Origin of the sequence: Planococcus notacanthi (assembly GCF_030407825.1) — a bacterium.
Lineage (GTDB): Bacteria > Bacillota > Bacilli > Bacillales_A > Planococcaceae > Planococcus > Planococcus notacanthi.
This window is the reverse complement of the sequence record NZ_JASDCQ010000001.1, coordinates 1163290-1187439: the sequence shown is the minus strand read 5'-3', so window position 1 is coordinate 1187439 and position 24150 is coordinate 1163290. Positions and strand designations below refer to the sequence as shown.

The window sequence follows — 24150 nt, the reverse complement described above, 5'->3', positions numbered from 1 at the left end:
AGAAGTTTCAACATATAGTATGATGGGAATTGAATTAATACTATATATAGTATCTAACTCCATATAACACAAAGGAGGAATTGTCAAATGGTTTCCGCCACACAATCCCAATATTCGTTGAATGCAAGAGCTTTAAACAAAGATATCGAATCGTTTCCCCAGGTACATGCAATTACTCCTGACATGAAACTGACGCATAAAGGTGTATCGCGCCTCGTGATGATCGACCGTTATTCCTTTAAGGACACGGAGAAGAAAACACTCAAGGCAGGCGATTTTGTTGTATTGACTGTCAAAGAAGATCCGAAATTCCCGGCGCGCGGCCTTGGCTACATCGTTTCCATCGATCACCAGGCCAATAAAGCACAGGTTTGGATCGAAGAAGATTACAGAAGTGCAATCGACAAACCGGAAGAGCAGCAGGTAGGCATCGTCAATCGCCCGATCGACGTGATTGAAAAACCGCTTGAAGTGTTTTACGAGCAGATCGCCAAACGCAATGCAACGGGGCTTGCCTCTGTAGAAGAAACAGCTGAAAAGCGCCAGGAATGGTTTGAAAAATTCTATCAGCAATTGGTTGGATTGAAATTCATTCCGGCTGGACGTGTCCTATACGGAGCGGGTGCTGATACGGACGTAACGTACTTCAACTGTTACGTAATGCCATTCGTGGCAGATTCACGTGAAGGCATTTCCGATCACCGCAAACAAGTGATGGAAATCATGAGCCGCGGCGGCGGTGTCGGAACAAATGGTTCGACACTTCGCCCGCGCAACACCTTGGCACGCGGTGTCAACGGCAAATCATCAGGTTCTGTTTCGTGGCTGGATGATATCGCTAAATTGACGCATCTTGTTGAGCAGGGCGGTTCACGCCGAGGCGCACAGATGATCATGCTGGCTGACTGGCATCCGGATATTGCGGAATTCATCATTTCGAAAATGCAGAACCCGCGCATCCTTCGTTATTTGATTGAGAACACAGAAGATGAGACCATCAAAAAATTGGCTCACGACAAATTGAAATTCAAACCTTTGACAGAGCAGGAAGATGCAATGTACCAAGGGATCCTGAATTACCGTGCGATTCCTGGAATGGGCGGATTCAATGAGAAAATCATGCGCGATGCTGAAACCAAGCTGCGTGATGGCGGAACTTATTCAGTCCACAACGAAGAATTCCTGACAGGCGCCAATATTTCCGTCACATTGACCAGCGATTTCATGACAGCAGTGGAAAATGATGCAGACTTCGATCTGCGCTTCCCTGCAGTAGAGTCGTATTCAAAAGAAGAGATGGCTGTCTACAATGAAAAATGGCAGGAAGTCGGCGATGTCCGTGAATGGGAACGCATGGGCCATGGCGTCCGTGTTTACCGCACGATGAAAGCACGCGAACTGTGGAACCTGATTAATATTTGTGCTACCTATTCAGCAGAACCGGGTATTTTCTTCATTGACAATGCCAATGAAAAAACCAATGCAGCAGCTTACGGGCAAAAAGTCGTAGCGACCAACCCTTGCGGCGAGCAGCCATTGGCGCCTTATTCTGTTTGTAACCTGGCTGCCGTCAACTTGGCGCAGTTTGCAGATCCGAAAACGAAGACGGTCGATTTCGAAGCGTTGAAAGAAACGGTTCGTGTCGGTGTCCGCATGCAGGACAACGTCATCGATGCAACTCCTTACTTCCTGGAAGAAAACCAGGTTCAGGCACTTGGTGAACGCCGTGTTGGCTTGGGAGTCATGGGGCTTGCAGATTTATTGATCTATTGCGATAAAGAATACGGTTCTCCGGAAGGCAACGAGCTTGTAGATGAAATCTTCAAGACGATTGCTACGGCTGCTTATGAAATTTCGACAGACTTAGCAGCAGAACGCGGCAGCTTCCCGTTCCTCATCGGCAAAACTGATGAAGAGACGGCAGCACTCCGCAAAGCTTTCACAGAAACAGGATTTATGCAGGGAATGCCGGAACATGTTCGCGAAGCAGTACTTGAAAAAGGTATCCGCAACTCGCATCTGTTGACGGTAGCTCCAACAGGATCCACTGGGACGATGGTTGGCGTATCAACCGGACTTGAACCTTATTATTCATTCACATACTACCGCAGTGGACGCCTTGGCAAATTTATCGAGGTGAAAGCAGACATCGTCAGTGAATACCTGAAAAACAACCCTGAGGCTGATGAAGAAAACCTGCCGAAGGCCTTTGTGACATCGATGGACTTGGCGCCTGAAGCACATGCGGATGTTCAGTGCATCATCCAGCGCTGGATCGACTCATCCATTTCGAAAACTGTCAACGCTCCAAAAGGTTATACAGTCAAACAGGTGGAAGGCGTCTATGAGCGTCTCTACAAAGGTGGCGCTAAAGGCGGAACGGTTTATGTCGATGGCAGCCGTGATTCACAAGTCTTGACGCTGAAGGCCGAAGAAAACACATTTGAAGAAGAGCAACAGCCGGAAGAGACTGGCAAACGTCCGATCGTCTTGATCGACACAATTCAGGATCTCCGTTCAACCAATGTCACCATCGGTTCAGAAGTAGGCGATACATGCCCGGTTTGCCGAAAAGGGACAGTCGAAGAAATGGGCGGCTGCAACACATGCACCAACTGCAACGCTCAGCTGAAATGCGGATTGTAAAATGACCAGCGCGATGGCCGAATAGCCATCGCGCTTTTTTATGGTTTGTTTCTGGATGGTGCTTGAATTTTTGACTGCTTCCGCTTTTCTATTGTCCAGCTGCAGCGCCCAGATTCTAGGGTCATAAGCCATTCCGGCTGTGCGGCAAAGAGCGCCGCTTCGCCGATCTGTCTTATGCCCGTCGAATCTACACGGTCGCTTCCGCTTTTCTGTTAAAAAGTTGCTCGATTGTTCCGATATGTTAAAATAATGAAGAATGTGTCAGGGGAAGGGGAAAGCTGAATGCGTGTGCTGATCTTGAACGGCCCTAATTTAAATCGCTTGGGCAAGCGGGAGAAAGAAGCGTATGGAACGTTTACGCTGGAGGAATTGGAACAGGAACTGGTGGAGTTTTCTTATCACCATCATATTGAATTGATTTGCCGCCAGTCGAATCATGAAGGGGAATTGATCGACTGGATTCACGGAGCGGGCGATGATGGCCTATCCGGCATTGTCTTGAATGCTGGAGCATATACCCATACAAGCATCGCTATTCGTGACGCCATTGCTGCGATTCAAGTGCCAGTAATCGAAGTACATATATCGAATGTCCACAAACGCGAGGAATTTCGCCATCATTCCTACATTGCGCCGGTCACGATCGGGCAAATTGTGGGATTCGGCCAAGATGTCTACAAATTAGCATTGCATGCATTGATCTTAAAACAGGAGAGAGGATGAACACATTGAAACTTCAAAAATTACGTGCTGAAATGAAACAACGGGATGTGGAGGCGCTGCTCGTCACCAGTCCTTTCAACTTGCGTTACATCACCGAATTTACGGGTACTGCAGGGCTGGCGATTGTAACTGCGGAACAAGCGGTTTTCATCACGGATTTCCGTTATACAGAACAAGCCGGAGAACAAGTCAAAGAATTTGATGTAATCCAGGCTGAAAAAAACCTGATGGATGAAACGGTCAAGTCCGTGAAATCTCTGGGCATCCGTACGCTTGCTTTTGAACAGGACTATATGACTTATTCGACAGTTGTGCAATACAAGTCAAAAATCGACGCCGACCTGGAACCTGTCAGCAACTTGATTGAAAAGATCCGAATGATCAAGACACCGGATGAAGTAGCTATTCTGAAAGCAGCGGCCAAAATTGCAGATGATGCATTCGAACACATTTGTGGATTTATCCGTCCGGGATTGACGGAACTTGAAGTATCCAATGAGCTGGAATTCTTCATGCGCAAACAGGGTGCGACTTCGTCGAGCTTTGACACCATTGTGGCTTCAGGGCTGCGCTCAGCGCTTCCGCACGGTGTGGCAACGGATAAAGTCATTGAAAAAGGAGACATGATCACGCTTGATTATGGTGCACTCTACAACGGCTATATCTCAGATATTACCCGTACGGTCGCAGTCGGAGAACCTTCTGCACAGATGAAGGAAATTTATGATATTGTATTGAAGGCGCAGGAACTGGGCGTAGAGAAAATTGGACCAGGCATGAGCGGCATCGAAGCGGATGCCATTGCACGCGATTACATCAAGTCCAAAGGCTACGGTGAAGCATTCGGCCATTCTACTGGCCATGGCATCGGTTTGGAAGTCCATGAAGGCCCAGGGTTGTCATTCAGATCGGAAACGGTGCTCGAACCGGGCATGGCTGTGACGGTGGAACCGGGGATTTATCTGCCAGGAGTTGGCGGAGTTCGCATTGAAGATGATATACTGGTAACCGAGTCAGGAAATGAACGATTGACTAACTCCACAAAAGAGCTTCGCATTTTATAACAAACGGAGGAACTATTATGATTTCAGTAAACGATTTTAAAACAGGTGTCACAATTGAAGTGGATGGCGGAATTTGGCGCGTTATGGAATTCCAACACGTAAAACCAGGCAAAGGCGCTGCATTCGTGCGGTCGAAACTTCGCAACTTGCGTACAGGAAGTGTCACTGAAAAAACTTTCCGTGCCGGTGAAAAAGTCGCAAAAGCACAGATTGACAACAACAAAATGCAGTATTTGTATGCCAATGGCGATATGCATGCCTTTATGGATACAGAAACCTACGAACAGATTGAGTTGCCTGAAAAGAACATTGAATACGAATTGAAGTTTCTTCAAGAGAACATGGAAGTCCAAGTGATCCAATTCCAAGGAGAAGTGCTTGGCGTTGAGTTGCCGAACACGGTAGTTCTGGAAGTGGCTGAAACTGATCCGGGCATCAAAGGCGACACAGCCAGCGGCGGATCAAAACCAGCAAAACTTACAACGGGATTGACTGTTCAAGTGCCATTCTTCATTAATGAAGGCGACCATTTGATCATCAATACAACAGATTCTTCATACGTTTCAAGAGCTCAATAATGATGAAAAGACCTCTAACAAAGAGGTCTTTTTTTAAAAAGTCAGATTAAGTGTTTCAAAATAGACTGAAAAAGTCTAAAATAGAAGAGTAGTTGAATAAATACATAATTAGGGGAGTCGGACGAATATGAAAATTCAAGAAATTCGCGAAATTATCAAATTGGTTGATGGATCATCTATTGAAGAGTTCTCTTATGAATTTGAGGGCGTTAAAGTTAAGATGAAAAAGAGCGGTTCAGGCAAAGTTCAGCCAAGCGCCAGCTCATCCATCCAAACATCCCCAGCACCAAAAGCAGTAGAAGCACCAAGTGCTCCAGCACCGGCAAAAGAGCCGAAAGCTGAAGAGCTGGTATCAGAAGAAGCACCGGAAATTCCAGCGGACAACGAGTCGGAGTACCACAAAATCCTTTCTCCAATGGTCGGTACGTTCTACGAATCTCCATCACCGGACGAAGATGCTTATGTCCAAGTGGGAACTAAAGTGACAGCAGACCAAGTAGTCTGCATCGTCGAAGCAATGAAATTATTCAATGAAATCGAAGCTGAAGTAGATGGGGAAATTGCTGAAATTCTTGTAAAAGACGGCCAGCTTGTAGAATACGGCCAGCCTTTATTCCTCGTGAAAGCAAACTGAGGAAAGGGGAGATGGCGATGAAGACGATGAAAAAAGTATTGATTGCAAACCGTGGAGAAATCGCGGTACGGATCATCCGTGCCTGCAAGGAAATGGATATCAAAACGGTTGCTGTATATTCTGAAGCCGATAAAGAGGCGCTTCATGTTGAACTGGCAGACGAAGCGTATTGCATCGGTCCAAAATTATCGAAAGATAGCTATCTGGACTTTTCCAATATCATGTCGGTTGCGAAACTGACTAATTGCGACGGGATTCACCCGGGTTATGGCTTTTTAGCAGAGAATGCGAGCTTTGCAGAACTTTGTGAAGCTTGTGACATCATGTTCATCGGCCCGACAGCGGATGCAATTTCCCGTATGGGTACTAAAGACGTGGCACGTGAAACGATGCGCAAAGCGGGAGTTCCAGTTGTTCCAGGTTCGACTGGCATCGTAGCCAGCGAAGAAGACGGATTGCGCATCGCTGATGAAATCGGTTTTCCGGTCATCATCAAAGCGACAGCAGGCGGCGGCGGTAAAGGAATCCGTGTGGCACGCACACGCGAGGATTTCATCACCGGCTTGAATATGACGCAGAAAGAAGCGGCAGCGGCTTTCGGCAATCCGGGAGTTTACATCGAGAAATTCATCGAAGATTTCCGCCATATTGAAATTCAAGTGCTTGCTGATTCCCATGGCAATGCGATTCATTTAGGCGAGCGCGATTGTTCAATCCAGCGCCGCATGCAAAAATTGGTCGAAGAAGCGCCATCACCGGCTTTGTCTCCTGAATTGCGTGAAGAGATGGGCGATGCAGCTGTAAAAGCGGCTTTGGCTGTCAATTACCGCGGAGCGGGCACAGTGGAGTTCATTTTTGATGCGGTTAACCAGAAGTTCTATTTCATGGAAATGAACACGCGCATTCAAGTAGAGCATCCGGTAACGGAAATGATTACTGGAATCGACTTGATCCAGCAGCAATTGCGTGTGGCATCAGGCGAAACACTCGCTTATAAACAAGAGGATGTTAGGTTTAAAGGCTGGTCGATCGAATGCCGCATCAATGCGGAAAATCCAGCTAAAAACTTTATGCCTTCAGCGGGCAAAATCGATATGTACTTGCCTCCGGGCGGTTTAGGTGTCAGAATTGATTCAGCCATGTATTCAGGCTATACGATTCCGCCTTATTATGATTCGATGGTTGCCAAGCTGATTACTTTCGCTGATACACGTGAAGAAGCGGTAGCGAAGATGAAGCGCGCATTGGACGAATTTGTAATTGAAGGCGTGTTTACGACGATTCCATTCCATTTGAAATTAATGGATCACGAAGTATTCAAATCAGGAGATTTCAATACGAAATTCCTGGAGAAATATGACGTGCTGGGATCTTAAGGAGGAAGTTTTCAAATGGCTGAAAAAACAGCACCTTATGTACGAATGAAATCGCACGGAGCACAAGACCTCGGCAACATCGAAGTGGCTCCGGAAGTTTTGGAAATCATCGCCAGCATTGCAGCAACGGATATTGAAGGGGTCGCCAGTATGCGCGGCAACTTCGCTTCCGGGGTTGTTGAACGCTTGGGGAAAAAAGTGCATGGCAAAGGCATCAAGACAGACCTATCAGAGGAAGGTCTTGCCATTGATGTTTATTGTGTCATCAACTATGGTGTTTCCATACCGAAAACCGCTCTAAAAATTCAGGAGCAGGTTCGGCAGACGCTTGAAAATATGACGTCTCTTCAAACACAAGAAGTGAATGTCCATATTACCGGCGTCAATTTCGAAGCACAAGCAGCGGAATGATCAGCAAGGCTGTCCTGGAGTCCTGTTATGGCTTCAAGGACAGCCTTCTCTTTGTTTTAGCTGGCCGCTCCAGACTGAATCCGGCAGCGCAATACCCCTCCAGTAGTCGGTGCTGGGCTATTGACCGAACATTTCAAACATGGAAGTTCAGCCCGAATACCTGTATAATGGGGGATAATTAGCTGTGAAAAGGAGATCGGATATATTATGAAACGACACGAAGCACGCGAAAAAGCGCTTCAGACCTTATTTCAATTAGAAGGTACTGAACTGACGATTGATGAGGCCATGGATCATGTAATGGCTGGAGAAAATGATAATTTCTATAGCTTGTTGGTACAGGGCACCCACGCCAATATGGCGGAAATCGATGAAAAATTGGTTGGCCATCTTGAAAATTGGTCACTCGAACGTTTGCCGAAAATTGAACGGACCATTCTGCGTATGGCTATTTTTGAGTTGGGCTATATGGAAGATGCCCCATCACGTGTGGTCATGAACGAAGCGATTGAACTATGCAAAACATTTGGAGACGATAAATCCAGCCGGTTTGTCAATGGTGTCCTTTCTAAATTCACAGACGAAACAGCAAATTAATTGGAGGAATTTACGTGGCTGCAAAATTGATTGATGGAAAAGCGGTAAGCCAGAAAATTAAAATGCAAGTGAAAACACGCGTAGAAAAATTAGCGCAACAGGGAATTGTCCCAGGGCTGGCCGTAGTGCTGGTCGGGGAAGATTCTGCGTCCCTTACATATGTGAAAAACAAGAAAAAAACGTGTGAAGCACTGGGAATGCGATCGGACCTTCATCAATTTCCGGATACATTAACTGAACAAGAGCTTTTAGCGAAAATCGATGAATTGAACAGCGATCCGGGAATTCACGGCATTCTGGTCCAATTACCGTTGCCGCAGCAAATTGATGAATTCAAAGTCATCACGGCCATCAGCCCAGAGAAAGATGTGGATGGGTTCCATCCGATTTCTGTCGGCAATATGATGATCGGCAAGGATGCCTTCCTTCCTTGTACACCGCACGGCATCATGGAGTTATTGGCCCATTACGGCATCGATCCCGCCGGCAAGCATGCGGTGGTCATCGGCCGCAGCAATATCGTCGGCAAGCCGATTGGACAGTTATTGCTTCAAAAAGATGCAACCGTGACGTATTGCCATTCGAAAACGAAAGATTTGGCGAATTTCACAGCGCAGGCGGATATCCTAATTGCCGCGATCGGCAGAGCTAAATTCATTGACCGAACGTTCATCAAACCGGGTGCAGTCATCATCGATGTCGGCATGAACCGCGATGAAAACGGCAAGTTGTGCGGTGACGTCGACTTTGAGGATGTTCAGGAAACGGCTTCTTTTGTAACACCGGTACCAGGCGGAGTTGGGCCGATGACGATTGCCATGCTGATGGAAAATACGCTTGAATCAGCTGAAAAAGGGTTAGCAAAGACAAAACAGGCATAAGCATGTAAAATAAATAGCAATAGGGCTGTTTTTCGAAAGAAAGACAGCTTTTTAAATTCACAGACAGGGGTTGAAAGTGTGTCAACCGACCCGTATTTAAGTGTCAAAGCGTTAACCAAATACATAAAAAAGAAATTTGATGCCGATCCTCACCTGCGTGATGTTTACGTTAAGGGTGAGCTTTCGAACGTCAAAATCCATACCAGCGGGCATATTTATTTTACGCTGAAGGATAATGCGGCCCGTTTGCCAGGCGTCATGTTTTCGGCAAATGCCAAATCGGTCAAGTTTAAACCTGAAAGCGGCATGACTGTGCTGATCCGCGGAGATGTCACGGTTTACGAAGCATCCGGCCAATACCAATTGTATGCGCAGTCGATGCAAGCGGACGGCATTGGCGATTATTACTTGGCTTTTGAACAGTTAAAAGAAAAACTTGCCAAAGAAGGCTTGTTTAATGCCTCCTATAAAAAGCCGCTGCCGCGTTTCCCTAAACGGATTGCAGTAGTGACGGCCCAGACCGGCGCTGCCGTTCGAGACATCATCATCACGCTTCACCGTCGCTACCCATTGGCAGATGTCATGCTGTATCCGACACTGGTACAGGGAAGTGGTGCGACGCAATCCATTGTCCAATCGATACAGGCGGCCAACAAAGGTGATTTCGATGTCATGATTGTCGGACGGGGCGGCGGGTCGATTGAAGATTTATGGGCATTCAATGAAGAAGCGGTCGCACGGGTGATTTTTGATTCCCGAATTCCGGTCATTTCTGCCATTGGCCATGAAACCGACACGACCATTGCAGACTTTGTCTCGGACCTACGGGCACCAACGCCGACGGCCGCTGCGGAACTGGCTGTGCCAAGCCAGGCGGAACTGCTGGAACGCATAGCGAGTTACCGCAGCCGCATGTACCGGATGGTTTCAGGAAGCGTCAATCAGCAAAAAATAGCCTTGAACCGGTTAGCGACATCATTCCCGTTGGCTTATCCTGAGCGCCTGTACCGGCCGTTCATCGAACGTGTCGAACGCGCTGCAGAATCCTTGCAAAGGGAATCCCTGCAGCATTTGAAGCGTTCTCAGGAACGCCATAAAACACTTGACCAGCAATTGAAATCGCGTATGCCGCTGCAGCGGATCCGCCAATCCGAAACGGAAGTGGCGGAACTGGCGAGACGGCTTGATTACCAAATGAACCAATTGCTGAAAAACCGATCGCAGCAGCTGTCTTCAGCAATCCGGACGCTTGATGCACTGAGTCCATTGAAGATTATGGACCGTGGCTATTCGATTCCTTATATAGAAGGAAATGTCGTCAAAAGTGTAACGCAGGTGAAAACAGGCGATCGTCTGACCATTACCATGCAGGATGGAACTGTCCAGGCGACTGTCAATGAAATAAATCCAGCAAATGAAGGAGACTAAAACGATGGCTGAAAAGAAAATCATGTTCAATGATGCAATGGAGCAACTTGAAGAAATCGTCCGCCAGCTCGAACAAGGAGATGTGCCACTGGAACAGGCACTGACTCTCTATCAAAAAGGCATGGAGCTTTCGAAAGTCTGCCACGATAAACTTCAGAATGCAGAAAGCCAATTGGTGACCATGATGAAGGACGGCAAAGAAGTGCCGGCTGACATAGAAATGGATGGGAATGCGAAATGAATCTGACTGAATTCCGAGCTCATTATGAACCGCTTATCCAACAGGAAATGGCACATTTAATTTTGTCTTTGTCAATTCCGGATTCCTTAAAGGATTCCATGCATTATTCATTGCAAGCGGGCGGAAAACGCATCCGCCCGATTCTGCTGTTGGCTGTACTTCACGAACTGAGTGGTGAAGAACATCCCGATGCATTAAAAGTGGCAGCTGCCATTGAAATGATCCATACATATTCGCTCATCCACGATGATTTGCCAAGCATGGATGACGACGATTTGCGCCGCGGCATGCCGACCAACCACAAAGTATTTGGGGAAGCTGTAGCGATTTTGGCAGGAGACGCGTTGTTGACTTACAGTTTTGGCATTGTCGCACGCCTTCAACACGTTTCCAGTGACGATAAAATACGTTTGATTGACTTGATGAGTGTTTCTTCTGGAGCTGAAGGAATGGTCGGCGGCCAGATATTGGATATTGAAGGCGAAGAAAAGAAATTGACGCTGGAAGAACTGGAACAAGTCCATCGATTGAAAACCGGGGCTTTGCTGACCTACAGCATTTTGGCTGGCGGCATTTTAGCGCAGGCATCCAACGAAGAAATTATGGCACTCAGCCGATTTGGCGAACACCTTGGCCTTGCGTTCCAGATTCAAGACGACATACTGGATGTTACCGGTACCTCCCAGGAACTGGGTAAAACTGCCGGAAAAGATGAAACGAGTGAAAAAAGTACGTATCCAAGTCTGCTGACATTGCCGAAAGCAAAAGAAAAACTCGATTTTCACGCATCAGAAGCCATTAAGGCACTTGAATCGCTGGAAGGCGAAAAATCATTGCTTCTGCAATTGACCCAATTGATTGTCCAAAGAAAAAGCTGAATTGTGAGGCTCTGATTTGTACATTCGCTGTAGACTGATATAATATGAACAGACAGTCAGAAGGAAAAATTTCAATATAAAGGTGCGTGATGGCAATGGATCTTCATTCGATTACTGGTCCATCTTTCTTAAAAGAGCTGACAACTAAGCAGCTTGAAGTATTAAGTGAAGATATTCGACGGTTTCTAATAGAGAACTTATCAAGAACAGGCGGACATATCGGTCCGAATCTTGGCGTGGTGGAACTGACAGTTGCGCTGCATAAAGTATTCGACAGCCCGTCTGACAAATTTATATGGGATGTGGGACATCAATCGTATGTCCATAAAATCCTGACAGGAAGAGCTGGCCAATTTGATACTTTGCGCCAATTTAAAGGCCTTTGCGGCTTCCCGAAACGCAATGAAAGCGACCATGATGTGTGGGAGACCGGACACAGTTCAACTTCATTGTCGGCAGCTATGGGAATGGCAGCAGCCCGTGACATCAAAAAAGACAGCAATCATGTCATTCCGATCATCGGTGACGGAGCGCTTACGGGCGGTATGGCTTTTGAAGCATTAAATCATATCGGCCATACGAAAACGGACATGATCGTTATCTTAAATGACAACGAAATGTCCATCGCTCCGAATGTTGGAGCGATGCATAGCATGCTTGGCCGTATGCGGACAGCAGGCAAATACAACAAAGTCAAAGACGATCTTGAATACCTGTTGAAGAAAGTCCCGGCAGTCGGCGGGCGATTGGCGTCAACGGCTGAACGTGTAAAAGACTCGTTGAAATATTTAGTGGTTTCTGGTATGTTTTTCGAGGAAATGGGCTTTACATATCTGGGGCCGATTGATGGACATGACTTGGAAGAATTGGAAGACAACCTGCGTTATGCCAAGAAGACGAAAGGCCCTGTCCTGCTTCATGTCGTTACGAAGAAAGGCAAAGGTTTCTTGCCGGCTGAACAGGATACAATCGGCACTTGGCATGGAACAGGCCCTTACAAGATGGAGACTGGCGATTTGGTGAAATCATCTTCAAAAGCTCCTTCATGGAGCGGCTTGGTGGCAGAAACTGTCCGCAAATTGGCACGCACTGATGAACGGATTGTGGCTATTACACCGGCAATGCCGGTCGGTTCGAAATTGGAAGGGTTTGCTTCCGAATTCCCGGACCGCATGTTTGATGTCGGCATCGCGGAGCAACATGCGACAACGATGGCTGCAGGACTTGCAACACAGGACATGAAACCATTTTTAGCGATTTACTCGACATTCCTTCAACGTGCCTACGATCAGGTGGTCCATGATATCTGCCGCCAGAATTTGAACGTCTTTATTGGAATTGACCGTTCGGGGTTGGTCGGAGCTGATGGGGAAACACACCAAGGTGTATTCGACATCGCCTTCCTGCGCCATTTGCCGAATATGGTCATTATGATGCCGAAAGATGAGAACGAAGGCCAACATATGGTCAAAACTGCCATCGATTACAATGGCGGTCCTATTGCCCTCCGCTATCCAAGAGGCAACGGTTTAGGTGTGCCAATGGACGAAGAGCTGAAAGCATTGCCGATCGGCTCATGGGAAGTCCTGCAAGAAGGAACCGATGCCGTAATCCTGACATTCGGTACCACCATTCCGATGGCCTTGCATGCGGCCGAACAATTGCTTGAACAAGGCATTTCGGCACAAGTGGTCAATGCTCGGTTCATCAAACCGATGGATGAAGCGATGCTGCATTCTATTTTCGAACGGAATATTCCGGTTGTTACGATTGAAGAAGCAGTTCTTCAAGGTGGATTCGGCAGTGCCGTTCTGGAATTTGCGCAAGAAAATGGCTACCGCGAGACTGTCATCGATCGTTTGGGAATACCGGACCACTTTATCGAACATGGCGACGTCTCTGAATTGATGGACGAAATCCATCTGAACAGTGATGAAGTTGTACGTGTCGTGAAAAAATGGACACAATCCAAAAAGCAGGCAGGTTCAACTATTCTATGAACAAACCAAAAAAAGAGCGAGTAGATATCCTGTTGGTTGAGCGGGGTATTTGTGAAACACGCGAAAAAGCAAAACGTGCCATTATGGCGGGAATCATCTATTCAGGATCTGAGCGGATGAACAAACCGGGAGAAAAAATTCCGGAGGACGCACCGCTTCAGATGAAAGGCAATGATTTGAAATACGTCAGCCGAGGCGGCTTGAAGCTTGAGAAAGCATTGCAGCAGTTTGATTTGTCGGTTGACGGCAAATTGATGCTGGATATCGGCTCATCGACAGGCGGCTTTACGGATTGTGCCCTTCAAAATGGCGCCAAGCATTGCTACGCGCTGGATGTTGGCTATAATCAATTAGCGTGGAAAATTCGGCAGGATGAGCGGGTCACGGTAATGGAACGGGTTAATTTCCGCCATTCCAAACCTGAAGATTTCGTTCAGGGCCTGCCGGAATTCGCCACGATTGATGTCTCCTTTATTTCTTTGCGCATCATTTTTCCAGTCTTGAAACAAGTTTTGGTGCCAGGCGGAGACGTAATTGCGCTTGTGAAGCCCCAGTTTGAAGCCGGCAGGGAGAATGTTGGGAAAAAAGGCATTATTCGCGACCCGAAAATCCATCAGGATGTATTGGTCAAAGTGGGCAAGTTTGCAGTCGAATCAGGATTCCATGTGAAAAACATGTCGTTTTCACCGATTACCGGAGGAGAAGGCAATATCGAATTTTTATTCCATCTTCAATCCAGTGCTGAAGGACAGGAAATAGCCGAAGTTTCCGAAACATTGATTGATGAAACAGTCAAAGCAGCACATGAATTGTTGTAAACACATTCCAAAAGGAATGTGTTTTCTTGTCTAATGTATGTTATAACTGTAGAATATTAAGTATATGGAATAATTATTCATTCAAGGGGGAACACCATGAATAAAGGACAGCGCCACATAAAAATACGTGATCTTATTTCGAATCGTGAAATTGAAACACAGGACGAGCTGGTGGATTTATTGAAGTCAGCGGGTTATGAAGTAACGCAAGCGACCGTATCACGTGATATCAAAGAATTGCATCTGGTGAAAGTCCCATTGCAGGATGGACGCTACAAATACAGCCTGCCAGCAGACCAGCGCTTTAATCCTATGCAGAAACTGCACCGTGCTTTGACGGACGCTTTTGTCAGCATCGATGGAGCCAGCCATTTCCTGGTCATGAAAACATTGCCTGGAAACGCTCATGCAATCGGTTCGCTGATCGACCATTTGGACTGGGAAGAGATTCTTGGGACCATTTGCGGCGACGATACCTGCCTGATTATCTGCAGAGACACTGAACATCGTGAAATTCTAAAACAGCGTTTAATCGAAATGCTTTAAGAAGAGGTGAACGGATATGCTTCGGGAATTAGATATACGCAATTTTGCCATTATCGATGCCCTGACCGTCAGTTTTTCTGAAGGGCTGACTGTTTTGACAGGGGAAACCGGTGCCGGTAAATCCATTATCATTGATGCGGTGCATCTTTTGGCCGGTGGACGGGGAAGCCAGGAATTTATTCGCCATGGTGCCAAAAAAGCAGAAATAGAAGGCTTATTTTCTTTGGACGACGATCAGCATCCGGTCTTCCGCAGATTAGAGGAATTCGGAATCATGTGGAGTGATGGCGACATTTTGCTGCGCCGGGAATTGAACGATAAAGGAAAGAATGTTTGCCGCATCAACGGCAAGCTGGTGACAATTTCCATTTTGCGCGAAGTCGGAGCTGCGCTCATCGATATCCACGGACAGCACGAAACCCAGGAATTGATGGATGAAAAACAGCATTTGTACCTGCTGGACCAATTTGCCGGCAAAATCCTGGCTAAGTCCAAGGAAAGCTATCACCATACTTTTGATAAATACACCAAATTGAAGCGCGAGTTTTCTTCATATACGGAGAATGAACAGCAGATTGCCCAACGCATCGACTTGCTGACGTTTCAGCTGCAGGAAATCGAAGCAGCGGAGTTGGTCATCGGTGAAGAAGAGGAATTGGTGGCAGAACGCAAAAAACTGCAGAATTTCAATAAAATCTACGAGTCGATCTCAGCTGCCCATGAAGCGATCCAAGGTGAGAGCAAAGGGCTGGACTGGATAGGTTCTGCCATGTCAGAACTGGAGCATGCTGCATCGGTGGATGAAACGTTTACCGGATCTTCCGAGACTCTCTCTGGAGCATTTTATCTGATTCAGGACACAGGAACGGAAATCAAGCGCATTTTGGATGATATGGAATTCGATCCTGCCCGTTTAAATGACATTGAACAGCGTCTAGCTGTCATTCAATCGTTAAAAAGAAAATACGGTGCATCCGTAGAAGACATTTTGCTGTATCATGAAAAGCAGACAGATGAATTGGATAAATTGGTCAATCGAGATCAGCGCTATCAATTGGATCAGGAAAAGCTGAAGGAATTGACCGATGATTTGCGAGTCGAAGCCGAAGAGCTGACGATTCTGCGCAAAAAAGCTGCGAAAAGCCTCGGCAAAGCCATCATGGAACAATTGAAGGAATTGCATATGGCAAAAGCCTCGTTCGAAGTGAATTTCGGGAATTTACCGAATGGCCGATTCGACCGGAATGGCCATGACTCAATTTCCTTCTATATTTCCACCAATTTGGGTGAACCGCTCAAGCCGTTGACGAAAGTAGCTTCAGGCGGCGAATTGTCCCGTATGATGCTGGCTTTGAAAACTATTTTCTCCAAGCACCAAGGAATTACATCCATTATCTTTGATGAAGTGGATACAGGCGTCAGTGGCCGGGTCGCCCAGGCGATTGCTGAGAAGATTGCAGCGATCTCTGTGCATTCCCAGGTCTTGTGCATTTCCCATTTGCCGCAAGTTGCTGCAATGGCAGACCAGCATTTGTTTATCGAAAAGAAAGTCGACAAACAGCGGACGACCACCGCGGTCACCGAGTTGGATGGACGCGAACGAACAGAAGAGATGAGCCGGATGCTGTCAGGCGCTGAGATAACGGACCTGACACTGCAGCATGCAGAGGAATTGCTGTCGCTTGCAGCCGATCGTAAGCTCATGATGAAATAGCCGGTCCGGCAGCCGGGTAGTAGGGCCCGCTGTTGGATTGTAAATGTGAAATCAGAAGAGTCAGTCACCAAGGAGAGAGCCAAATGGATAAAATTAAAATCGCAATTGCAGATGATAATCGCGAATTGGTCGGACTGATGGAAGATTATTTAAATGCACAACCCAACATGGAAGTGGTGGATGTTGCCTATAACGGCAAGACCTGCATCGAGATGCTGCAAAAGCAAACGGTCGATATCTTATTGCTGGACATCATCATGCCCTATCTGGACGGTATCGCTGTTTTGGATGCACTCAAGGAAAATGGGGATTTGAAAGAGATTGACGTTATTATGCTGTCTGCTTTCGGACAGGAATCCATCATGAGCCAGGCAGCCGATTACGGGGCTTCCTATTTCATTATGAAGCCTTTTGAAGCCAACCGCCTGGCTGTACAAATCAACCATATCATGAATGCGCGGAGCAACGCGGGAGGACCGCCTGAAGGCCGTTTGACGCAAGAAGACCGAATTACCAATATGGTCAAAGAAATTGGCATCCCTCCTCATTTAAAAGGATATAATTATTTGAAGGAAGCCATCACTTTAGTATTAGAGCAGCCAGAGGTACTCAATAAAGTCACGAAAGTACTGTATCCTGGAATCGCCTCTAAATTCGATACAACATCAGCGCGGGTCGAAAGATCAATTCGCCATGCCATCGAACAAGTGTGGAATCGCCACGAAACCATTGACCACATCGCCAAAATTTTCGGATACAGTGTAGCGCATTTAGAATCGAAGCCGACTAATTCTGAATTTATCGCAATGGTCGTAGATAGTTTGCGGCTTGAAATGCGAAATGAATCAGACCAATAGAATTTTTTAACTTTCTTATCGCTTAAACAGCGGCAAGAAAGTTTTTTATTTATCTGGAGGATAACGCCGAAGGTCCCTTGCTGCACTTGAATTCGATGGAAATACGCTTACTTTTAGACAGGAAATCCAGGTTTAGCTTCTGTGGATTAGAGGAAAAGGTTAAGACGCTGCTTTATTGCAAGCAGTAGAAGACTTCAATGAAACGATTTCAGCAAAATGGAAAGAGGCGAATGCACGTGCAAATGATCAGGCAAATTGATGACTACTTTTTGGGCAATGGAGAAGGGACAGTTGTCGACCGGCTGTATTTTTACGGGGTATATTGTGCAACTTTAGGCATCGCATTTTTTACCATGCTGTCGTTAGTATAGATGTCCAGGCAGGATCCATAGGAAAAGCAAGCCAGTGAGAATATGCTCATTGGTTATTTTTTATGGGAAAAAGCAGAACAACGTGTTATATACATAAAGGAAAAAAATTGCCAAATACATGGAAAATCGATGAGCTATTTGGTATAGTGGTACTTATTGCGCTGAATAAAAAAATGAAATTTGCTGAAGGAGTTTTTGCATGATTAAACGGAGTGTCTATTTGGTTTCCGCTATTATTTTAATGGCTGTTATCGCATTTGGAGCATTGAAGTTTTGGGATAAGGACAAACTGTCCGGCAGTTCGATATCTGCTGAAACTTCTTCGGAAGAGGCGCTTGAGACAAGCGTCAAAAAGATGGAAGGGCTGGAATTTGCCCAATCTGTTCCAGAAGATGCTTCAGAAGCCACGGTGATGGCCATGATGCACAAGATGACCCATCAAAAAGTTATCGCTTCTGAAAAATGGGGAATCATCCAAATGGACCAAGAATCCATTTCCAAAGCAAAACAGCTTTTGCAGGCATCTGATTTCAATTTCAAAGAAGAGTTGCTGGAAATCATCAACCGGTGGGAAAAAGGCAAATTCGATCAAGTGGATGATGACCATAACTTCATTTGGGAACTCCAAGGCGGCAGCATTGGCCGAGCGACAGGCATTTTGACAGAACAACAAGAACAGCAATTCATTGAAAATAATTTCAGCAATTAAAATTTCGGAATCCGGCCTGAAGCCGGATTCTTCTTGTTCCCAGCTTAAAATGTAATATCTTACATAAGGTTAAATGAACAAAATCCAAACCCGTAACAAGAAAACAACAACCGGCAAGGCTTTTAGTCTGTTGCAATAAATGTTAAAATGGTTGGGAAACTATTTAGAAGTCAGCTGGATTGGCAGAATATGATCTTGTTGAGTTAAGCGGATTTCAAAAATGGAAGAGGATGATTTAATGTCTGAAGTCAAAGTGTATGCACACCGAGGCGCTTCAGGATATGCACTGGAAAATACATGGTCAGCTTTTTACAAAGCCTGTGAATTTGGTGTTGGCATCGAATTGGATGTCCAGATCACCAAAGACGGCGTTGTTGTCGTTTACCATGACGATAATCTGCGGCGCTTGACTGGCGTCGATGCTGGAATTGAAACGCTCGATTACGAAGAAATAAAGGATCTGCCTGTCGGCCGGAGGTGGCTGCGCAAATTTCAGCACCATCAGATGCCGCTGGCTTATGAGGTTTTTCAATGGGCAAAGAAAAAGAACATACCGTTGAATATTGAACTGAAAAGCTCGTTTGCGAAAAATGCCAAGGGGCCACAGATACTCGCTGCTATGCTGGAAGGGATGAAAGAGATCCATCTGTCCTCCTTTAATGCAGAGTTATTGAAGGAAATGAAAAAGTTGATGCCTTCCACGGAAATGGCGTGGATCATCAAGAAAAATGTCCAGTTGTCCCGAATTAAAGAAATGGAATGGGTGGATAGCATTCATCTTCATAAACGGCTTCTTGCAAAATCCGTTAAAGCAGATGTGTTTAAACTTGATAAGAATGTCCGTTTATATGGAGTTCTGGGGTCAGAACCCCTTATGAAACGATTGGATCCGCAATTGGTAGGAATCATCACCAATTATCCGGATCGCGTTAAACGAAAAATTGCGTCTCCCCTTATCGGGTAGACGCAATTTTTTTATTTCTGGAATCTTTTCGACACGGTTCCTTTTTTTCGATCACGGTTCAGCAGGAAACCAGCAAAAAAGCCGATTCCGAGAACCACAAAAATAGTTCCTAAAGTAAATTGAATCCAAAGAGCCGGATAAGGCTCGAGCAATTTATTGAACAAGGTATCGCGCATCAATTTGATGCCGTATGCCGCCATGATTCCAGGGATCAGCAAAATAATAAATGCTACTAAACGTCCCATAATTCCACATCCTTCTTCATCTATTGTTTCCAATTCGGTTAAAGTTGTCAAGAAATCCTTCCTGCGTTACCCTTAAATTATATTGCAATTACTTGCAAAACATCGGAAATGAGGTTGAACTATCTTGCAAAACGTATTGATCATTGGAGGAGGCGTTGGAGGATCAGCTATCCTCAATGCGCTAATGGAAACGGATTACCTGCATGTCTATGGAGTTGTGGATTTAAATCCGAATGCTTCAGCCATTAAAACAGCAGCATCCCGCGGCATTCCAACCGCTGAAGACTACGCGAAATTCGACAAGCAACAGGTGGATATTGTTTTTAATGTAACGGGAAGTGATCAGCTTTATCAGGAATTGAAGGACTATTATTTGGAGAAAACGGTTGTCATTCCGGGGAGCTTGGCAAATGTCTTTGTCCGGCTGCTGGAAGAGAAAGAGCATTTCATCACGCAACTCAGCAAAGATAGCCACAGGGAAAAAATCATTTTCAATTCCATAGAAGAAGGCATGATCGGCATCGATAAAACAAGCCGCATCACTTTTATCAACAAAAGCGCAGCAAGAATGCTGGGGGTGCAGGTGGAAGAAACTATCGGACGGCACATTCATGAATTCATTTCACTCAGCGAATTGCCAAGAATCTACGAAACCGGCCGGATTGAACTGAATAAAGAGCTGGAACTGATGAATGGAGCAACGATTGTCACCTCACGCTTTCCGATGATCGATGAAAATGGAGAGACAATCGGTGCATTTGCAGTATTCAAAGACATTACGGAAGTGGTGTCGCTGGCAGAGGAAATTACAGATTTGAAGGAAATACAGACCATGCTGGAAGCCATCATCCAATCGAGTGACGATGCCATTTCAGTCGTTGATGAGAAAGGCAATGGCTTGCTGGTCAACCCTGCCTATACGCGAATTACCGGATTGCAGATGGAAGACGTCATCGGCCAACCGGCCTCGGCGGATATTTCGGAAGGGGAAAGTATGCACTTGAAAGCGCTGCAGACCCGTAAACCGGTTCGGGGCGTCAATTTGAAGGTGGGCCCATCAAACCGGGAAGTCATCGTCAATGTCGCTCCAATAATCGTCGACAATAAATTAAAGGGCAGCGTCGGGGTCATTCATGATACCACCGAGATCCGCTCATTGATGAAAGAGTTGGACCGCGCCCGCAGCATCATCCGGACATTGGAATCGAAATATACCTTCGATGACATCATCGGCTTGTCTTCGGAAATGCAATTGTCTCTTCAGCAGGCGAAACTGGCGGCACAGACTTTGGTGACGGTTTTGCTGCGCGGGGAATCCGGTACAGGCAAAGAGCTTTTTGCGCATGCCATCCATAGCGCGAGTGAACGGAAATTCAACAAATTCGTGCGTGTCAATTGTGCAGCGCTTTCTGAAGAATTGCTAGAAAGTGAACTGTTCGGTTATGAAGAAGGGGCGATTCCCGGCATCAAGACTGGAGAAAAGCGCGGGTTGTTCGAAGAAGCGAATAACGGCAGTATTTTCCTCGATGAGATCGGTGAATTGTCTTCTTCGCTGCAAAGCAAGCTGTTGCGCGTGCTGCAAGAACATGAAACGTTGAGGATTGGCGGCGGCAAACCGATTCCTGTCAATGTCCGTGTTATCGCTTCGACAAATGCCAATATGGAAAAAGCATTGCTGGACGGCAAGTTTCGTGAAGATCTTTACTATCGCCTTAACCGGATGCCGATCCTCATCCCGCCTCTGCGAAACCGCAAGCAGGACATTCCGAGAATCGTTGAACGGCTATTGCTGAAGCTGAACCAGGAATATGGCCGAAGTGTTGAGTCTGTGTCAGACAAAGCTCTGCAGTATTTGCGCGTCTACGATTGGCCGGGGAATGTCAGAGAACTAGAGAACGTCCTCAGCCGCGCCATGATTTTTATGCAGATGAACGATAAAGTGTTGACCGAAGAACATATCCCTTTGAATATGCTAAAAGTTGCGGAAGCCAAAAATGAAGTCGTTATCCAGTCTTCGGCCCCACTTCAGGAACAGTTGGATACAGTTGAACGAGGAATTCTTCACCGTGCATTGCAGCAATACAACGGCAATAAATCGAAGACAGCCAAGCAATTGGAAATCTCTTTGCGGACCTTGTATTACAAATTAGAAAAATACGGTTTAATGTAACGACTTTGCAATTTATTGCAGGGTTTTGCAAGAATTTGCAATAAAATATGGTTAAAACTGCAAATAAAACGCTTTCATCTCTTATATATCCTCATTTGTTCTGTTTTAATTAAGAAGAATGAGGTGAGCATCAATGGCCACATTAACACAATTGATCGAAAATGTTCCAACAGATTCAAATCTCACTGTCGCTGTTGCTGCAGCTGCTGATTCGGCTGTCCTGGAAGCGGTGAGTATGGCCGTTGCCCGAAACATGGTGCGTTTTCGCTTATACGATGATGAATCGGCAACAACAGCAATGATGCGGGAGCATTTCCCTCAATTGCTGGATCATCCGGATGTTCAGCTTCATCATGTCAGCAGCCTGGAAATGGCTGCTGAAGAAGCCGTGAAATCGGTGTACAGAAATGACTCCGATATCTTGATGAAAGGCCAGATTGCAACCGCCATACTGCTGAAAGCAGTGTTGCATCCGGATTACGGCTTAAGAACCGGAAGAGTCATGTCCCAAATTGCCGCTTTTGAAGTAGCTGGATTCGACCGGCTGATTTTCGTCACGGATGCGGGCATGAACATCAATCCGGACTTACCTCAAAAAGTACAAATTATCCAAAATGCTGTCCAGATTGCACGTTCAGTCGGAGTAGTTATGCCGATTGTCGCGCCATTAGCAGGAGTGGAAGTCATCAATCCGAATATGCAGGCCACGCTGGATGCAGCCGCATTGACCGCAATGAACCGCCGCGGCCAAATAAAGAATTGTATCGTGGACGGCCCTTTCGCCCTCGACAATGCAATTTCCATTGATGCAGCCAAACATAAACGGATTGCCGGCGACAACGCCGGCAAAGCCGACATTCTACTGGTTCCTACTATTGAATCGGGCAATATCCTGTATAAGTCGCTGGTATTCTTTTCAAATGCAAAAGTCGGCAGTATTGTTGCGGGTGCGAAAGCGCCAATTGTTCTGACGTCCCGTGCCGACAGTGCCGAAAGCAAATTATATTCATTGGCTTTGGCAATTTGTTCATCATTAACATAAGGAACAACTACTAGGAGGAATTGAAATGGAAATTTTCAGCAGAATGGAACAACATGATTACGAACAATTAATTTTTTGCCAAGATAAAAACTCAGGGCTTAAAGCCATTATTTGTATCCACGATACGACGCTTGGACCGGCACTTGGCGGCACGCGCATGTGGAATTATGCAACTGAAGAAGAAGCAATTGAAGACGCAATCCGCCTAGGGCGCGGAATGACCTATAAAAATGCTGCAGCTGGCCTAAACTTGGGCGGCGGAAAAACAGTTATCATCGGTGACCCGTTAAAAGACAAGAATGAAGAAATGTTCCGCGCTTTCGGACGCTTTATCCAAGGGTTGAATGGCCGTTACATAACTGCTGAAGATGTTGGAACTACAGTTGCGGATATGGATTTGATCCATGAAGAAACAGATTACGTTACTGGGATTTCGCCAGCTTTCGGTTCTTCAGGCAATCCATCTCCTGTTACTGCATACGGGGCCTACATCGGCATGAAAGCTGCTGCACTTGAAGCTTTCGGCGATGATTCTCTTGAAGGCAAAACAGTTGCAGTACAGGGAGTAGGGAATGTTGCTTACCCGCTTTGCGAATACCTTCATAAAGAAGGCGCGAAATTGATCGTTACGGACATCAACGAAGAAGCAGTGCAACGTGCAGTCACTGCATTTGGCGCAACAGCAGTTGCACCAAATGACATCTATTCACAGGAAGCGGATATTTTTGCACCATGTGCAATGGGCGCTATCATCAATGATGACACGATTCCCCAATTGAAAGTGAAAGTGGTTGCCGGTTCTGCCAACAACCAATTGAAAGAAGAACGCCATGGCGATGAACTTGAAGCACGCGGCATCGTTTATGCTCCTGACTTTGTTATCAACTCTGGCGGCGTCATCAACGTTGCGGATGAATTGTATGGCTACAATAACGAACGTGCAATGAAACGTGTAGAAACAATTTATGACAGCATCACAAAAATCTTTGAAATTTCTAAACGCGACAACGTACCAAGTTACATTGCGGCAGATCGCATGGCTGAAGAACGCATTGAGCGCGTCCGCAAATCACGTTCGCAATTCTTGAGAAACGAACACAATATTTTAAGCAGAAGATAAACTTCAATCAGCAGGAGGTTTCTTTTACGACCACTGTAAAAGAGCAGCTTTCCTCTGAGAAGTTTCCCATAAACACCGCTTCGGCTGCTTTGGGCACCGCTCCCGTGAGAAGCCAGGCATCTGATGCCTGGCTTCTT

24 protein-coding genes are annotated in these 24150 nt (G+C 46.1%); 23 read left to right on the top strand and 1 reads right to left on the bottom strand.

Annotated features, from left to right (window positions below; genetic code table 11):
• The first annotated feature begins 87 nt into the window (after positions 1-87).
• The 20 genes from QMA01_RS05790 to QMA01_RS05695 all read left to right on the top strand — a co-directional run bounded on the left by QMA01_RS05790 (position 88) and on the right by QMA01_RS05695 (position 19436).
• The gene (locus tag QMA01_RS05790) at positions 88-2646 is read left to right on the top strand and encodes a vitamin B12-dependent ribonucleotide reductase (RefSeq protein WP_191715849.1); all 2559 of its coding nucleotides are present in this window, start codon (positions 88-90) and stop codon (positions 2644-2646) included.
• A 282-nt stretch (positions 2647-2928) separates the two neighbouring features.
• Positions 2929-3369: a type II 3-dehydroquinate dehydratase gene (aroQ, locus tag QMA01_RS05785; RefSeq protein ID WP_191715848.1), complete on the top strand. Its 441-nt coding sequence runs from the start codon at positions 2929-2931 to the stop codon at positions 3367-3369.
• Complete coding sequence (locus QMA01_RS05780; protein ID WP_284700308.1) at positions 3366-4433, top strand: M24 family metallopeptidase; 1068 nt, start codon at positions 3366-3368, stop codon at positions 4431-4433. The genes aroQ and QMA01_RS05780 overlap by 4 nt, the downstream gene beginning before the upstream one ends.
• A 17-nt stretch (positions 4434-4450) precedes the next feature.
• Complete coding sequence (gene efp / locus QMA01_RS05775; protein WP_191715847.1) at positions 4451-5011, top strand: elongation factor P; 561 nt, start codon at positions 4451-4453, stop codon at positions 5009-5011.
• Positions 5012-5138: 127 nt separating this feature from the next.
• Positions 5139-5645 (top strand): acetyl-CoA carboxylase biotin carboxyl carrier protein, encoded by a 507-nt coding sequence (gene accB / locus QMA01_RS05770; RefSeq protein ID WP_290214514.1) that lies wholly within the window; start codon positions 5139-5141, stop codon positions 5643-5645.
• A gap of 26 nt (positions 5646-5671) precedes the next feature.
• A complete protein-coding gene (gene accC / locus QMA01_RS05765; RefSeq protein WP_203340042.1) occupies positions 5672-7021 on the top strand; it encodes an acetyl-CoA carboxylase biotin carboxylase subunit in 1350 nt (449 codons plus the stop codon).
• Positions 7022-7036: 15 nt separating this feature from the next.
• Entirely contained in the window at positions 7037-7432 is a 396-nt protein-coding gene (locus QMA01_RS05760) for an Asp23/Gls24 family envelope stress response protein (protein WP_191715845.1), read from the top strand.
• A 207-nt stretch (positions 7433-7639) separates the two neighbouring features.
• Positions 7640-8029 carry a transcription antitermination factor NusB gene (gene nusB, locus QMA01_RS05755; protein WP_191715844.1) on the top strand — a complete coding sequence of 130 codons (390 nt, stop codon included), beginning with the start codon at positions 7640-7642 and terminating at the stop codon, positions 8027-8029.
• A 14-nt stretch (positions 8030-8043) separates the two neighbouring features.
• Complete coding sequence (folD, locus tag QMA01_RS05750) at positions 8044-8910, top strand: bifunctional methylenetetrahydrofolate dehydrogenase/methenyltetrahydrofolate cyclohydrolase FolD (protein WP_191715843.1); 867 nt, start codon at positions 8044-8046, stop codon at positions 8908-8910.
• A gap of 78 nt (positions 8911-8988) precedes the next feature.
• Positions 8989-10338, top strand: a complete 1350-nt coding sequence (gene xseA, locus QMA01_RS05745; RefSeq protein WP_290214513.1) for an exodeoxyribonuclease VII large subunit — start codon at positions 8989-8991, stop codon at positions 10336-10338.
• A gap of 4 nt (positions 10339-10342) precedes the next feature.
• Positions 10343-10579: an exodeoxyribonuclease VII small subunit gene (gene xseB / locus QMA01_RS05740; protein ID WP_142827851.1), complete on the top strand. Its 237-nt coding sequence runs from the start codon at positions 10343-10345 to the stop codon at positions 10577-10579.
• Positions 10576-11457: a polyprenyl synthetase family protein gene (locus QMA01_RS05735; RefSeq protein WP_191715841.1), complete on the top strand. Its 882-nt coding sequence runs from the start codon at positions 10576-10578 to the stop codon at positions 11455-11457. Before xseB ends, QMA01_RS05735 begins: the two co-directional genes overlap by 4 nt.
• A 95-nt stretch (positions 11458-11552) precedes the next feature.
• Entirely contained in the window at positions 11553-13457 is a 1905-nt protein-coding gene (gene dxs / locus QMA01_RS05730) for a 1-deoxy-D-xylulose-5-phosphate synthase (RefSeq protein ID WP_290214512.1), read from the top strand.
• Entirely contained in the window at positions 13454-14275 is an 822-nt protein-coding gene (locus QMA01_RS05725; RefSeq protein ID WP_290214511.1) for a TlyA family RNA methyltransferase, read from the top strand. Before dxs ends, QMA01_RS05725 begins: the two co-directional genes overlap by 4 nt.
• A 96-nt stretch (positions 14276-14371) precedes the next feature.
• Positions 14372-14821, top strand: a complete 450-nt coding sequence (gene ahrC, locus QMA01_RS05720) for a transcriptional regulator AhrC/ArgR (RefSeq protein WP_142827854.1) — start codon at positions 14372-14374, stop codon at positions 14819-14821.
• 16 nt (positions 14822-14837) lie between these two features.
• Complete coding sequence (recN, locus tag QMA01_RS05715; protein ID WP_290214510.1) at positions 14838-16535, top strand: DNA repair protein RecN; 1698 nt, start codon at positions 14838-14840, stop codon at positions 16533-16535.
• A gap of 83 nt (positions 16536-16618) precedes the next feature.
• Positions 16619-17392: a sporulation transcription factor Spo0A gene (gene spo0A / locus QMA01_RS05710; protein ID WP_290185012.1), complete on the top strand. Its 774-nt coding sequence runs from the start codon at positions 16619-16621 to the stop codon at positions 17390-17392.
• A 236-nt stretch (positions 17393-17628) separates the two neighbouring features.
• Positions 17629-17763, top strand: a complete 135-nt coding sequence (locus tag QMA01_RS05705; RefSeq protein ID WP_255548253.1) for a hypothetical protein — start codon at positions 17629-17631, stop codon at positions 17761-17763.
• Positions 17764-17962: 199 nt separating this feature from the next.
• Entirely contained in the window at positions 17963-18472 is a 510-nt protein-coding gene (locus tag QMA01_RS05700) for a DUF6241 domain-containing protein (RefSeq protein ID WP_290214509.1), read from the top strand.
• A gap of 238 nt (positions 18473-18710) precedes the next feature.
• Complete coding sequence (locus QMA01_RS05695; RefSeq protein WP_290214508.1) at positions 18711-19436, top strand: glycerophosphodiester phosphodiesterase; 726 nt, start codon at positions 18711-18713, stop codon at positions 19434-19436.
• Between the two features lie 11 nt (positions 19437-19447).
• Here QMA01_RS05695 and QMA01_RS05690 read toward each other — a convergent pair whose 3' ends face one another.
• Positions 19448-19681 (bottom strand): DUF2627 domain-containing protein, encoded by a 234-nt coding sequence (locus QMA01_RS05690; RefSeq protein WP_191716060.1) that lies wholly within the window; start codon positions 19679-19681, stop codon positions 19448-19450.
• 124 nt (positions 19682-19805) lie between these two features.
• On the opposite strand from QMA01_RS05690, the gene QMA01_RS05685 reads away from it, so the two are divergent.
• From QMA01_RS05685 to QMA01_RS05675, 3 genes are all read left to right on the top strand, one after another.
• Complete coding sequence (locus QMA01_RS05685; RefSeq protein ID WP_290214507.1) at positions 19806-21851, top strand: sigma-54 interaction domain-containing protein; 2046 nt, start codon at positions 19806-19808, stop codon at positions 21849-21851.
• A gap of 133 nt (positions 21852-21984) precedes the next feature.
• Entirely contained in the window at positions 21985-22893 is a 909-nt protein-coding gene (gene yqiS / locus QMA01_RS05680) for a phosphate butyryltransferase (RefSeq protein ID WP_203339856.1), read from the top strand.
• Positions 22894-22918: 25 nt separating this feature from the next.
• Positions 22919-24013, top strand: coding sequence for a Leu/Phe/Val dehydrogenase (locus QMA01_RS05675; protein WP_191715833.1), 1095 nt, complete (start codon positions 22919-22921; stop codon positions 24011-24013).
• The last annotated feature ends 137 nt before the right edge of the window (positions 24014-24150 follow it).